A 13,149-nucleotide genomic window follows, 5' to 3' on the forward strand; every position below is an offset into this window, starting at 1 on the left:
TAAAGACCCTACGCTTCTTGCAACGACAAGAAGCAACCGTGAGAAACAGCAATGAACTGGACCTGGTTTCACAAGCTCGGCTCGCCCAAATGGTTTTACGGCATCAGCGGCAAGCTGCTGCCGTGGTTGAGCCTCTTCGCCGCCGTGCTGATCGGCATCGGCCTGGTCTGGGGCCTGGCCTTCGCGCCGCCGGATTATCAGCAGGGCAACAGTTTTCGCATCATCTATATTCACGTACCTGCCGCGATGCTGGCCCAATCCTGCTACGTGATGCTGGCGGTGTGCGGCATCGTCGGGCTGGTGTGGAAAATGAAACTGGCCGACGTGGCCCTGCAATGCGCCGCGCCCATCGGTGCGTGGATGACCGCCGTGGCGCTGGTCACCGGTGCGATCTGGGGCAAACCCACCTGGGGTTCGTGGTGGGTGTGGGATGCACGCCTGACGTCTATGTTGATCCTGCTGTTCCTGTACTTCGGTCTGATTGCACTGGGCAACGCGATCAGCAATCGTGACAGCGCTGCCAAGGCCTGCGCGGTGCTGGCAATCGTCGGCGTGATCAACATCCCGATCATCAAATACTCGGTGGAGTGGTGGAACACCCTGCACCAGGGCGCCACCTTCACCCTCACTGAAAAACCGGCGATGCCGGTGGAAATGTGGGCGCCGCTGCTGTTGATGGTGCTGGGGTTCTACTGTTTCTTCGGCGCGGTGTTGCTGATGCGCATGCGCCTTGAAGTACTCAAGCGCGAGGCCCGCGCCAGTTGGGTCAAGGCCGAAGTACAAAGCTGCCTGGGGGCGCGGGGATGAGTTTCAGTTCTTTCGGCGATTTTCTCGCCATGGGCCATCACGGCCTGTATGTCTGGACGGCCTATGGCATCTGCCTGGCGGTGCTGGCCCTCAACGTCGTCGCGCCGATCCTGGCGCGCAAGCGTTACCTGCAACAAGAGGCGCGTCGTCTGCGCCGGGAGAGCGAAAAGTGAATCCGCTGCGTAGAAAGCGTCTGTTAATCATCCTTGCCATCCTGGTCGGCGTCGGCATTGCCGTCGGCCTGGCTTTGAGCGCCCTGCAGCAGAACATCAACCTGTTTTACACGCCGACCCAGATCGCCAATGGCGAAGCGCCGCTGGACACGCGCATCCGCGCCGGCGGCATGGTGGAGAAGGGCTCGCTGAAACGCTCCGGCGATTCCCTGGACGTCACTTTTGTAGTCACCGACTTCAATAAAGCCGTGACCATCACCTACCGCGGCATCCTGCCGGACCTGTTCCGCGAAGGCCAGGGCATCGTCGCCCTGGGCAAACTCAACGCCGACGGTGTGGTAGTGGCCGACGAAGTGCTGGCCAAGCACGACGAAAAGTACATGCCGCCGGAAGTCACCAAAGCCTTGAAAGACAGCGGCCAGTCCGCCCCTGCACCCGCAAAGGAGGGCTGAACCATGACGTCCGCATTGTTTATTCCGGAGCTTGGCCAATTGGCGATGATCCTTGCGCTGTGCCTGGCTATGGTCCAGGCCGTGGTGCCGTTGCTCGGCGCCTGGCGCGGTGATCGCCTGTGGATGAGCCTGGCGCAGCCGGCTGCGTGGGGGCAATTTGCATTCCTGCTGTTTGCATTTGGCTGCCTGACCTACGCCTTTATGACCGACGATTTTTCCGTCGCGTATGTGGCGAATAACTCCAACAGCGCGCTGCCTTGGTACTACAAGTTCAGCGCCGTGTGGGGCGCCCACGAAGGATCGTTGCTGCTGTGGGCGCTGATCCTCGGCGGCTGGACCTTCGCCGTGTCGGTGTTTTCGCGCCAGTTGCCGCAAATCATGCTGGCCAGGGTGCTGGCGGTGATGGGCATGATCAGCATCGGTTTCCTGCTGTTCCTGATCATGACCTCCAACCCGTTCAGCCGCATCCTGCCGCAGGTGCCGGTGGATGGCCGTGACCTCAACCCGCTGCTGCAGGACATCGGCCTGATCGTGCACCCACCGATGCTGTACATGGGCTACGTGGGCTTCTCGGTGGCCTTCGCCTTCGCCATCGCCGCCTTACTCGGTGGGCGCTTGGACGCGGCCTGGGCGCGTTGGTCGCGGCCGTGGACCATCGTCGCCTGGGCCTTCCTGGGCATTGGTATCACCCTCGGTTCGTGGTGGGCCTACTACGAACTCGGCTGGGGTGGCTGGTGGTTCTGGGACCCGGTGGAAAACGCCTCGTTCATGCCCTGGCTGGTGGGCACCGCGCTGATTCACTCGCTGGCGGTCACCGAAAAACGCGGTGTGTTCAAGAGCTGGACCGTGCTGTTGGCCATTGCCGCATTTTCTCTCAGCCTGCTGGGCACCTTCCTTGTGCGTTCGGGCGTGTTGACCTCGGTGCACGCGTTTGCGTCCGACCCGGCGCGCGGCATTTTCATCCTGATATTCCTGCTGTTCGTGGTCGGTGGTTCGCTGACCCTGTTCGCCCTGCGCGCGCCGGTGGTCAAGAGCCAGGTGGGCTTCAACCTGTGGTCGCGGGAGACCTTGCTGCTGGGCAATAACCTGGTGCTGGTGGTGGCCGCGTCGATGATCCTGCTCGGCACGTTGTACCCGCTGGTGCTGGATGCCTTGAGCGGCGCCAAGCTGTCCGTGGGACCGCCGTACTTCAACGCCTTGTTTATCCCATTGATGGGCCTGTTGATGGTGGTGATGGCGGTCGGGGTACTGGTGCGCTGGAAAGACACCCCGGTGAAATGGCTGCTCGGCATGTTGATGCCGGTGCTGCTGGGCAGCGTGGCTTTGGCGGTGATCGCCGGCATCGCCTACGGCGACTTCAACTGGGCGGTGCTGGCCACGTTCCTGCTCGCGGCCTGGGTGCTGCTGGCCGGCGTGCGCGACATCATCGACAAGACCCGCCACAAAGGCCTGATCAAAGGCTTGCCGGCGTTGACCCGCAGCTACTGGGGCATGCAGGTCGCGCACCTGGGCATTGCCGTATGCGCCCTCGGCGTGGTGCTTTCCAGCCAGAACAGCGCCGAGCGCGACCTGCGCCTGGCGCCGGGCGAGTCCATGGACCTGGCCGGTTACCACTTTATCTTCGAAGGCGCCAAACACTTCGAAGGGCCGAACTTCACGTCAGACAAAGGCACCGTGCGCGTCGTCCGTAATGGCAAGGAAGTCGCCGTGCTGCACCCGGAAAAACGCCTCTACACCGTGCAGAGTTCGATGATGACCGAGGCCGGTATCGACGCCGGTTTCACCCGCGACCTCTATGTGGCGCTGGGCGAACCTTTGGGTGACGGCGCCTGGGCGGTGCGGGTGCATGTCAAACCGTTCGTGCGCTGGATCTGGTTCGGCGGCCTGCTCACCGGTTTCGGTGGGTTGCTGGCCGCGCTGGACCGGCGTTATCGGGTCAAGGTCAAGAGCCGCGTGCGTGAAGCGCTCGGCCTGCAAGGAGCGGCGGTATGAAGCGTTGGTTGATGGTGTTGCCGCTGGCGGCGTTTCTGGTGGTGGCGGTGTTCCTGTATCGCGGCTTGTACCTCGACCCGGCCGAACTGCCGTCAGCGATGATCGGCAAGCCGTTCCCGGAATTTTCCCTGCCCACCGTGCAGGGCGATAAAACCCTGACCCGTGCCGACCTGCTGGGCAAGCCCGCGCTGGTCAACGTGTGGGGCACCTGGTGCATCTCATGCCGCGTGGAGCATCCGGTGCTGAACAAACTGGCCGAGCGCGGTGTGGTGATCTACGGCATCAACTATAAGGACGACAACGCGGCGGCGCTCAAATGGCTGGCCGAGTTTCACAACCCCTATCAGTTGGATATCCGTGATGAAGACGGCAACCTCGGTTTGAACCTGGGCGTCTACGGCGCCCCGGAAACCTTCTTCATCGACGCCAAGGGCGTGATCCGCGACAAATATGTCGGCGTGATCGACGACGTGGTATGGCGCGAGCAACTGGCCGCCAAGTACCAGGCCCTGGTCGATGAGGCCAAGCCATGAAGCGCCTGTTAGCCGCTGCCGTATTGGCACTGGGGTTGGCCGGCGTCGCCCACGCCGCCATCGACACCTATGAGTTTGCCAATGACGCCGACCGCGAGCGTTTTCGCGACTTGACCAAGGAACTGCGCTGCCCCAAGTGCCAGAATCAGGACATCGCCGACTCCAATGCGCCCATCGCCGCCGATCTGCGCAAAGAGATCTTCCGCATGCTGGGAGAGGGCAAGGACAACCAGCAGATCATCGACTTCATGGTCGACCGCTACGGTGACTTCGTACGTTACAAACCGGCGCTGACCGGCAAGACGGCGCTGCTCTGGTTTGGCCCCGCCGCGCTGTTGCTGAGCGGTGTGGTGGTGATGGCCGTGATCGTCCGCCGCCGCCGCGCCGCACCTACCGATGGCTCCGACGCGCTATCCCCGCAAGAGCGCCAACGCCTCGACCACCTGCTGGACAAAACCACTGATGATTGATTTCTGGCTCGCAGCAGGCTTGCTGCTTCTGGTTGCCCTGAGTTTCCTGTTGATCCCTGTGCTGCGCGGCCGTCGTGCCCAGCGCGAGGAGGATCGCACCGCACTGAATGTGGCGCTCTACCAAGAGCGCGTGGCCGAACTGCAGACCCAGCAGGCCGAAGGCGTGCTCGACGCCGCACAACTGGACACCGGCCGCGCCGAAGCCGCCCGCGAATTGCTGGCCGACACCGAAGGCGTGGAAACCCCCCGCGAATCGCGTCTGGGCAAACCGCTGCCGTTGTTGGCCGCGTTTCTGGTGCCGGTGCTGGGCCTGGGCTTGTACCTGCACTTCGGTGCCAGCGACAAGGTGGAACTGACGCGCGAATTTGCCCAGCCGCCGGTGTCCCTGCAAGACATGACCCAGCGCCTGGAACGCGCCGCCGCCGCCCAGCCGGATTCGGCCGAAGGCCTGTACTTCCTCGGTCGGGCCTACATGGCCCAGGACCGCTCCGCCGATGCGGCCAAGGTCTTCGAGCGTGCCGTCGCCCTGGCCGGTCGCCAGCCGGAACTGCTCGGCCAGTGGGCTCAGGCCCAGTATTTTGCCGACAACAAACAATGGTCGCCGAAGGTCCAGGCGTTGACGGACGAGGCGTTGAAGCTCGACCCGAAAGAAGTCACCAGCCTCGGCCTGCTGGGTATTGCCGCGTTTGAAGGCCAGCGCTATCAGGAAGCTATCGACTACTGGAGCCGTCTGCTGGCGCAACTGCCGCCCGAAGACAATTCCCGCGCTGCGCTGCAAGGCGGTATCGACCGCGCCGCGCAAAAACTCAAGGAAAGTGGCGGCACCGTCGCCCAGGCGAAGCAGGCAGCGACGTTGAAAGTGCGCGTGGCTGTGTCCGCCGAGGTGAAGGCCAAGGCCCAGCCAGGTGACAGCGTATTTATCTTCGCCCGTGCCGTGAGTGGCCCGCCGGCGCCGTTGGCGGCCAAGCGTGTCACCGTAGCGGAGTTGCCGATCACCGTCGAACTGGGCGATGCCGATGCGATGATGCCGCAGTTGAAACTGTCCAACTTCCCCGAAGTCCAACTGGTTGCGCGCATATCCCGGGCCGGTCAACCGACCGCCGGCGAGTGGATCGGCCGCAGCCAACCCCTGGCCAGCTCCACCACTGCGCTGCAGCAGCTGACCATCGACAGTCCGGACAAGTCATTCGAGGAAACGCCATGACCGCATTCGCACGTATCACCTTGCTCAGCCTGGTATTGGGCCTGAGCGCCTGTGCGGTCCACCGGCCACCGCCTGGGCCGACCGGGCCGACCATCCCACCGTCGGGCCCGTCGACCCAGCCCAGCACCAAACCGTCCGGCCCGGTCACCCCACCGCCGAAACCGCTGCCGACCAAGTCGCCGACCTTCGCCCCACCACCGGGCGCCGCCAGCCATTGGGACGGCAAGATGCAGGTGTATGTGCTGGACGAACAACCCGACACCTTCTACCGCCAGCGCACCTACTACCGCTGGAACAACGGCTGGAGCCGCTCCATCAGCCCCAATGGGCCGTGGGAAGAAACCAATGTACAAGGCGTGCCGCCGGGGTTGAGTAAGCAGTACGCGCAGTGACAAAAGGCGACCTTCGGGTCGCTTTTTTTTCTCTTGGAATCCATTCCTCCAAACACCTGAGATCCATTGTGGGAGGGGGCTTGCTCCCGATCACGGTACGTCAGTGGTAGGTGGGCTGACTGACCCACCGCTATCGGGGCAAGGATCCTGGCAAGGTGCGCTCTCGTACCGCCGGTTTACCTATCCGTTCGGTCAGTACTGACCTGCTTGCTGTTTTGTTAAGTTGAAGCACTTGCTGCCTCCCAGGTGAAGTGCGATGCAAAAGCACGGTGTTTTTCTCGGATTGCTGTTCTGCCTGCTAAGTGCTGCGTTCGACGTATACGTGGGCTTCGTCACGCAAACGCTTAACACGTTGCTGGTGATTTTCTATTGCTTTATAGCGTCTGCTGCGTTGTTCCTGGCAGTCGCGCTGTTTCATGACTCGGCTTCTTTCTGTTCCAGAGTCAAAGCCGATTGGAGGCGCGTACTGCTAGTGAACGTCGCAGTTTTACTCAACTGGGGCGGCCTTTTTTACGCCCTGCGTTATCTGGAGCCGGCCGTTGTCGGTGTCGCTTCGGTGGCCTGCGGGCCGGCGCTTACGTGATCGTGGTGTGCCTGCTGGCGCTTCCTCTGACCGGAACAGGTTTTTACCTCGAGTCCGGGTTGATCGCGCCCATGGTGGTTCTGGTCGTCGCTGGGCATTTGCTGCCGATCTACCTGATCCAGAAAACCATCTATTGCCTCTCGCCGATCCACGTTTCCCTGGTGTTGCTGACCCTTCCTGTGTTCGTGCTGTTACTTCAGTACCTGGACGATCGCGTGTTTTTTTCGCTGGCCAGTGTCGCGTCCGTCTGCATCATCGTGTTGTTGCTGTCGGGCCGGGCCTTATATGCAATGAGGAGGGAGGCAGCATGATCACGGTGGTCGTCGTGGATGGTTTTTCATCCGGGAAATGTGTAGCAAAAGGCTTGTTCGAGAGAGGCTGCAGGTTGATGCATGTGGCGTCGTCAGCCAGTCTCGATGATTACTACTACAGGGGCTTCGATCACTCGCTGTATGACCGCATGATTGTGCATACCGACTTCGCCACGACGCTCGCCAGCGTTGAGCATTTCGCGCCCCAGTTCATCATCGCCGGTGCCGAAACCGGTGTGCTGCTCGCCGATCAGTTGAACGAGCGCCTTCAGTTACCGTATCGCAATGACTTCGACAACACCCATGCCCGTCGAAACAAGTTCGCCATGATCGAAACGGTTGCCCAGGCGCACTTGCCCGTAGCACGACAGTGCGTTGCCGACAGTTGGGCGCTTGCACATGCTTGGATCAACGCCCACGGGCGTTTTCCTGTGGTGGTCAAGCCGCTCGACAGCGCGGGGGCCGATGGGGTGTTTATCTGTGAGGATTTGCCGGCCTGCGAGGCGGCGGTACAAACGCTGCTGGGCACGGTGAACCGGTTGAACGGCCGCAATACCCAGGTGTTGATTCAGGAGTATCTGGCCGGCCTGGAGTATGTGGTGAACATGGTGTGCGTCGATGGCCAGCAACTGGTCACCGAGGTGGTGCGCTATCAAAAACAGCGGGCCCCGGGCGGCGGCATTCTTTATGACATCGATGAATTGATCGGGCCGGACTCGCCACTCTACTTGCCGTTGGTGGAATACACCCGCGCCGTGGTGCAGTGCCTTGGCATCCGCAACGGCCCCAGCCACGCGGAAGTCATGTTCACCGACGAAGGGCCGAAACTGGTGGAAATCGCCGCGCGTACCGATGGCATTCTTCGTCCTGGCGTATCCCGCCAGACCACCGGGCTGGGGCAAATCGAGGCGGTGGTGTTGTCCATCACCGAACCCCAGGCATTCGCGCAGTTGCTGGCCAGGGACTTCGATTATCAGCGCCTGCAGCGCACCTACAATGTGTGCCTGATCAATCGCACCGACGGCTACTTCCACAAGGCGCGGTTTGTGGAGGAACTGCTCAAGCTGGCGTCATTCTTTGAAGCGGTGTTCTACGTTGAGGAGGGACAACCCCTGGGCGTGACGCAAGATGTATTCAGCCAGCCAGGTACGGTGTACCTGGTGCATGCTGATCCAGCAGTGATCGCTGCGGATTATCAGCGGATCCGATTGCTGGAGGCTCAAGGTATCTACCTCACCGCACACTGATGCGTTGCTTTGAGCCTCTGCGCACCCTCTATACTGTCCCGCGACAATTCCCCAGGTGCTGCCAGCCGCTCAATACGGCTGGAGATAAACGCAGAGGCTGTTCAATGGCAGGCAGGTTGATCTATCTCATCGGCCCATCGGGCTCGGGCAAGGACAGCCTGTTGGACGCAGCGCGTGCGCGTCTGGCCGAGCGTGGCTGCCGCATTGTGCGTCGCGTGATTACCCGCTCGGCGGAAGCAGTGGGTGAGGCCGCGCAGGGGGTGAGCCCCGAGCAGTTCGCCGCGATGGAGGTGCAAGGGGCATTTGCGCTGAGCTGGCAGGCCAATGGGTTGTGGTATGGCATTCCAACAGTGATCGACGACTGGCTGGCGGCAGGAGAGGACGTGCTGGTCAATGGTTCGCGCGCGCACCTGGCGGTGACCCGCGAGCGTTATCCTTCTTCGCTGGTACTGCTACTGACGGTTGATCAGGCGGTGCTGCGGCAGCGTTTGAGCGCGCGCGGGCGTGAGTCTCTGGTTGAGATTGAAGAGCGGCTGGCGCGCAATGCACGGTTTACCGAAGAATTGATCACCGGCAACAGCGCGCCATTATTCGTGCTGGATAACTCAGGGCCGCTCGAGCATACGGTCGAGCGTTTACTGTGCTGCCTGGCGCATGGCTATTCAGGCTGTTGCGACGGCTCCTCGGCGTGATGCGCTCAGAAACCGCAACAACGCCACCAGTGGAAACGCGCTGCCCACCAGCATCACCCCCTGCCAGCCGCCGTGTTCGTACACGCTGCTGGCAATCGCCGAGCCGAAGGCGCCACCGATAAAGATGCTGGTCATATACAGCGCGTTCAAGCGACTGCGGCTGTTGGCGTCCAGGGCGTAAATGGCGCGCTGGCCGAGGACCATATTCATCTGCACGCAGAAGTCCAAAACCACGCCGGTGACCGCCAGGCCAATCACGCTGTACAGCGGATGTACGAAGGCCGGCAGGAAGCTCAGCGCTGCGAACAGCATGGCCAGCAATGACGCGCGATGGGTGTGACCGGCATCGGCGAGGCGCCCGGCGATCGGCGCGGCGATGGCGCCGATGGCACCGACCAGCGCGAAGATCGCGATCTGGGTCTGGCTCAGGCCGTGGTTGCGCACCAGCTCCAGCGGGGCCGCGGTCCAGAACAAGCTGAAGGTGGCGAACAGGCAGCCCTGGTAAAACGCGCGTTGACGCAGCAGCGGTTGTTCACGCAATAAGGTGCCCAGCGAGCGCAGCAGTTGGCCGTAGCTGGCGCTGTGATCGGGCTGGCGCTTGGGGATGGTGAGCATCAGCACCACGCTGATAAACGCCATCAACGCCGCTGCGGCCATAAACATCGCGCGCCAGCCGAAGTGGTCCGCCACGACGCTGGACACCGGCCGCGCCAGCAGAATGCCCAGCAGCAGTCCGCCCATGATGCTGCCGACCACCCGGCCGCGGGACTCGGCGGGCGCCAGGTGCGCGGCCAGGGGAATCAGGATCTGCACCGACACCGAGCTGAAGCCGATCAACAGCGACACCAGCAGGAACAGGTTCGGTTGCTCGGTAAACGCCGCGCCCAGCAGGCTGGCAATGGCCACCACCGTGGTGGTGATCATCAGTTTGCGGTTTTCCAGTAAGTCACCCAGGGGCACCAGGAAAAACAGGCCCAAGGCATAGCCGATTTGCGTGAGCGACACGATCAGGCTGGCCATCGCAGGCGTGAGGCCAATGTCCGGCGCGATCAGTTCGATGATCGGCTGCGCATAGTAGATATTGGCGACGATGGCGCCGCAGCAAAACGCAAACAGCATCACCATGCCTCGGGTCATGGTGCTCGTTGGGTGTGGGGTAGCGTTCATGGTGTTCTCATAAAGCGAAGGAAGATGGCCTGCGAGGGTAAATGCAAGGCTTAGCGACGAGTAGGCCGCTTGGGATGATAGTACTTATGTCGGCTGATGATACATTCAGAAACATCTACCCAGCCCCCCGCGCAAAACCAATGTGGGAGGGGGCTACACAAGTCTCAAAGGCTGAAATAACTCTGCGGGAGGGGGGGCAAGCCCGTTCACCACAGCAAGCCCCCTCCCGCAGGTTTACTGCATGTGTTCAGTTATTGACCGGAGTAGATCTGGTCAAACACACCACCATCATTGAAGTGGGTTTTCTGCACGGTGCGCCAGTCACCGAAGGTCTTTTCCACCGACAGGAAGTCGACTTTAGGGAAACGGTCGGTGTACTTGGCCAGCACCGCCGGATCACGTGGGCGCAGGTAGTTGCTGGCGGCGATTTCCTGGCCTTGCGGCGACCACAGGTACTTCAGATAGTCCTCGGCGGCGGCACGGGTGCCTTTTTTCTCGACCACTTTGTCCACCACCGACACCGGCGGCTCGGCTTCGGCGGACACGCTTGGGTAGATCACTTCGAACTGATCGCGGCCGAATTCACGGGCGATCATTTCCGCTTCGTTTTCAAAGGTCACCAGCACGTCGCCGATCTGGTTGGTCATGAATGTGGTGGTGGCGGCGCGGCCGCCGGTGTCCAGCACAGGCGCCTGTTTGAACAGTTTGCCGACGAATGTCTTGGCTTTCTCTTCATCGCCGCCGTTCTTGAGCACATAGCCCCAGGCCGACAGGTAGGTGTAGCGGCCGTTACCCGAGGTTTTCGGGTTGGGCACGATCACCTGCACGCCGTCCTTGAGCAGGTCCGGCCAGTCTTTGAGGGCTTTGGGGTTGCCTTTGCGCACGATAAACACCGTGGCCGAGGTGAACGGCGCGCTGTTGTTGGGCAAGCGTGTGACCCAGTTGTCCGGCACCAGTTTGCCATTGTCGGCCAGGGCGTTGATGTCGGTGGCCATGTTCATGGTGATCACGTCGGCCGGCAGGCCATCGATCACCGAGCGTGCCTGTTTGCTCGAACCGCCGAAGGACATCTGCAAGGTCAGCTTGTCGTCCGGGTGCTCGGCCTCCCAGTGCTTCTGGAACGCCGTGTTGTAGTCCTTGTAGAAATCGCGCATCACGTCGTAGGACACATTAAGCAGCGTGACGGGGGCGGCCTGCACGGCGCCCGCCAGGGCAAGGCCGGCGGCCAGGAGGGAGGCGCTAAGGAGTTTTTTCACTGCTCATTCCTTGTTGTTCGAAAAGAGGGGACAGGCACAATGCCAGCGACTATAGCCGGGGCCGCATAGTCGCTTAAAGATTAAAAAGAACTTTGCTTATTCCACTTTCTTAAAAAGATTGCTGCCACAGCGCGAGCAGAATGCTGCGTTGGGTTCGTGGGTGTCTTTGTGGCACACCGGGCAGTCGGTGTGCAGTTGCTCGCCGCGCATGGCACTGGCCAGTTCGGCGGTAAAAATCCCGGTGGGCACCGCAATGATCGAGTAACCGGTGATCATCACCAGCGACGAAATCACCTGGCCCAGCGGGGTCTTGGGCACGATATCGCCAAAGCCGACGGTGGTCAGGGTCACGATGGCCCAGTAGATACCCTTGGGGATGCTGGTAAACCCGTGTTCCGGGCCTTCGATCACATACATCAAGGTGCCGAACACGGTCACCAGGGTGCACACGCTGACCAGGAATACCACGATCTTCTGCTTGCTGCCGCGCAGTGCCGACATCAGGTAATTGGCTTGCTTGAGGTAGGGGCTCAGCTTGAGCACGCGGAAGATCCGCAGCATGCGAATGATGCGGATGATCAGCAGGTACTGCGCATCGCTGTAATACAAGGCGAGGATGCCGGGCACGATGGCCAGCAAATCCACCAACCCATAAAAGCTGAACGCATAGCGCAGCGGTTTGGGCGAACAGTACAGGCGCAGGCCGTACTCGATGGCGAAGATCAGCGTGAAGCCCCATTCGATATAGGCCAGCACGTCGGCGTAGTTCTGGTGCACCTGGTCGATGCTGTCGAGCATCACGATCACCAGGCTGGCCAGAATGATCAGCAGCAGGATGCCGTCAAACCGCCGCCCGGCCACCGTGTCGCTTTGGAAAACCATGACGTAGAGCCGCTGACGCCAATCGTTGTTGCTGTCCATAAATCCCGCCTGACTCGATTTTCGAGCAAGCCTAGGGGGATTCGAAGGGGCTGTCCATGCGCGGTTTCCGAAGCATCCTGCGGCTGGCGCGCACCAGCCAGCACGCGAGGATGAACGGCGCGGTGAGTGCCGGCAGGTGCAGGGCGGCAAAGCCCGGCGTCAGCAGGATCGCCAGCAGGATACCGGCCAGCGGCAGCCAGGTGCGACGACTGATCTGGCTCAATGCCAGGGCCGCCAGCGCCGGGTTGTAACTGTGCAGGCCGAGCAGGGCGTGAGGGGTTTCGCCCAACCCCAGGGCGAGCAATGCGCCGCTGCTGGCGCCGGCTAACGCCCACAGCGCGGCGCGGCGACTGGCCAGCCACAGGCCCAGCGCAATCAGGCCGCCGGCCAGCGGCTGGTCCAGCAGCATGACCTGTGCCAGACCGGTGAAGGGCGCGCTGAGCAAACCCAGGATGTCGGCGCCGATCCTATCCACCTCGCCGGGCGGCGCGCTGCCGAGCAGCAGCCAGCCCAGGCCGACAAAAGGCGCGGTATAGGCGGGCAAATCATCGGGCTGGCTGGCATGTTTCAACCACTGCCGCGTGAGCATCGCGCTGACGCCGCCGCCCGCCAGGATCAGCGGTGGCAACAACGCCGACCATGGGAAGGACTGGCTGATCAGCAACCCCAGCAGCACAGCGTTGTAGCTATACAGCCCGGCCTGGCGCTCAGCTTTTGGATACCCTCGGCGCTGGGCTGTGAGCAAGCCGGCGACGCCACCCAGCAACGCAGCGCCGAGCAACGCCGGGGCGCTGGTCAGGATCGCCAGCAGGCACAGCAGGCCGCACAGCGGGTGGCGCTGCAGGAAAATCTGGCTGAAACCGTTGAGCAGGGCTTCGGCCCAGTCGGGGCAGGTTGGGTTGTGCATGGTGGGTATTCAGTTGGACCGGGGTGAAACCCATCGGGGGCT

Annotated in this window: 16 protein-coding genes; 12 read left to right on the forward strand and 4 right to left on the reverse strand. The window is 61.9% G+C overall.

The annotated features are described in order from the left end of the window. Window positions 1-51: 51 nt before the first annotated feature. The 12 genes from PSH94_RS08815 (at window position 52) to phnN (ending at window position 8,856) form a co-directional block, all read left to right on the forward strand. A complete protein-coding gene (locus tag PSH94_RS08815; protein ID WP_181081601.1) occupies window positions 52-807 on the forward strand; it encodes a heme ABC transporter permease in 756 nt (251 codons plus the stop codon). Then, entirely contained in the window at window positions 804-980 is a 177-nt protein-coding gene (gene ccmD / locus PSH94_RS08820; protein ID WP_305437145.1) for a heme exporter protein CcmD, read from the forward strand. The genes PSH94_RS08815 and ccmD overlap by 4 nt, the downstream gene beginning before the upstream one ends. Further along, window positions 977-1,432, forward strand: a complete 456-nt coding sequence (gene ccmE / locus PSH94_RS08825) for a cytochrome c maturation protein CcmE (RefSeq protein ID WP_034096632.1) — start codon at window positions 977-979, stop codon at window positions 1,430-1,432. Before ccmD ends, ccmE begins: the two co-directional genes overlap by 4 nt. Before the next feature lie 3 nt (window positions 1,433-1,435). Continuing rightward, window positions 1,436-3,424, forward strand: coding sequence for a heme lyase CcmF/NrfE family subunit (locus tag PSH94_RS08830; protein WP_305437147.1), 1,989 nt, complete (start codon window positions 1,436-1,438; stop codon window positions 3,422-3,424). Next, window positions 3,421-3,957, forward strand: coding sequence for a DsbE family thiol:disulfide interchange protein (locus tag PSH94_RS08835; RefSeq protein WP_253511565.1), 537 nt, complete (start codon window positions 3,421-3,423; stop codon window positions 3,955-3,957). Before PSH94_RS08830 ends, PSH94_RS08835 begins: the two co-directional genes overlap by 4 nt. After that, complete coding sequence (locus tag PSH94_RS08840; RefSeq protein WP_253511569.1) at window positions 3,954-4,427, forward strand: cytochrome c-type biogenesis protein; 474 nt, start codon at window positions 3,954-3,956, stop codon at window positions 4,425-4,427. Before PSH94_RS08835 ends, PSH94_RS08840 begins: the two co-directional genes overlap by 4 nt. Then, window positions 4,420-5,631, forward strand: a complete 1,212-nt coding sequence (gene ccmI / locus PSH94_RS08845) for a c-type cytochrome biogenesis protein CcmI (protein ID WP_305437149.1) — start codon at window positions 4,420-4,422, stop codon at window positions 5,629-5,631. The genes PSH94_RS08840 and ccmI overlap by 8 nt, the downstream gene beginning before the upstream one ends. Next, window positions 5,628-6,023, forward strand: a complete 396-nt coding sequence (locus PSH94_RS08850) for a hypothetical protein (protein WP_305437151.1) — start codon at window positions 5,628-5,630, stop codon at window positions 6,021-6,023. Before ccmI ends, PSH94_RS08850 begins: the two co-directional genes overlap by 4 nt. 256 nt (window positions 6,024-6,279) lie before the next feature. Next, window positions 6,280-6,606 (forward strand): EamA family transporter, encoded by a 327-nt coding sequence (locus PSH94_RS08855; protein WP_305437152.1) that lies wholly within the window; start codon window positions 6,280-6,282, stop codon window positions 6,604-6,606. Continuing rightward, on the forward strand, window positions 6,603-6,917 hold the full coding sequence (locus tag PSH94_RS08860) for a hypothetical protein (protein WP_253511581.1): 315 nt from the start codon (window positions 6,603-6,605) through the stop codon (window positions 6,915-6,917). Before PSH94_RS08855 ends, PSH94_RS08860 begins: the two co-directional genes overlap by 4 nt. Continuing rightward, the gene (locus PSH94_RS08865) at window positions 6,914-8,164 is read left to right on the forward strand and encodes an ATP-grasp domain-containing protein (protein WP_253511585.1); all 1,251 of its coding nucleotides are present in this window, start codon (window positions 6,914-6,916) and stop codon (window positions 8,162-8,164) included. Before PSH94_RS08860 ends, PSH94_RS08865 begins: the two co-directional genes overlap by 4 nt. Before the next feature lie 104 nt (window positions 8,165-8,268). Next, complete coding sequence (gene phnN / locus PSH94_RS08870; RefSeq protein WP_305437153.1) at window positions 8,269-8,856, forward strand: phosphonate metabolism protein/1,5-bisphosphokinase (PRPP-forming) PhnN; 588 nt, start codon at window positions 8,269-8,271, stop codon at window positions 8,854-8,856. Here the strand turns inward: phnN and PSH94_RS08875 are convergent. The 4 genes from PSH94_RS08875 to PSH94_RS08890 all read right to left on the reverse strand — a co-directional run bounded on the left by PSH94_RS08875 (window position 8,827) and on the right by PSH94_RS08890 (window position 13,107). After that, window positions 8,827-10,023 (reverse strand): MFS transporter, encoded by a 1,197-nt coding sequence (locus PSH94_RS08875; RefSeq protein WP_305437154.1) that lies wholly within the window; start codon window positions 10,021-10,023, stop codon window positions 8,827-8,829. The two genes, phnN and PSH94_RS08875, sit on opposite strands and share 30 nt — an antisense overlap. Before the next feature lie 251 nt (window positions 10,024-10,274). Beyond that, window positions 10,275-11,279 (reverse strand): sulfate ABC transporter substrate-binding protein, encoded by a 1,005-nt coding sequence (locus PSH94_RS08880; RefSeq protein ID WP_181081899.1) that lies wholly within the window; start codon window positions 11,277-11,279, stop codon window positions 10,275-10,277. A 96-nt stretch (window positions 11,280-11,375) separates the two neighbouring features. After that, window positions 11,376-12,200, reverse strand: coding sequence for an ion transporter (locus tag PSH94_RS08885; RefSeq protein ID WP_181081898.1), 825 nt, complete (start codon window positions 12,198-12,200; stop codon window positions 11,376-11,378). 31 nt (window positions 12,201-12,231) lie between these two features. Continuing rightward, on the reverse strand, window positions 12,232-13,107 hold the full coding sequence (locus PSH94_RS08890; RefSeq protein ID WP_305437156.1) for an urea transporter: 876 nt from the start codon (window positions 13,105-13,107) through the stop codon (window positions 12,232-12,234). Window positions 13,108-13,149: the final 42 nt, after the last annotated feature.

The organism is Pseudomonas sp. FP2254 (genome assembly GCF_030687695.1).
Classification (GTDB): Bacteria; Pseudomonadota; Gammaproteobacteria; order Pseudomonadales; family Pseudomonadaceae; genus Aquipseudomonas; species Aquipseudomonas quebecensis.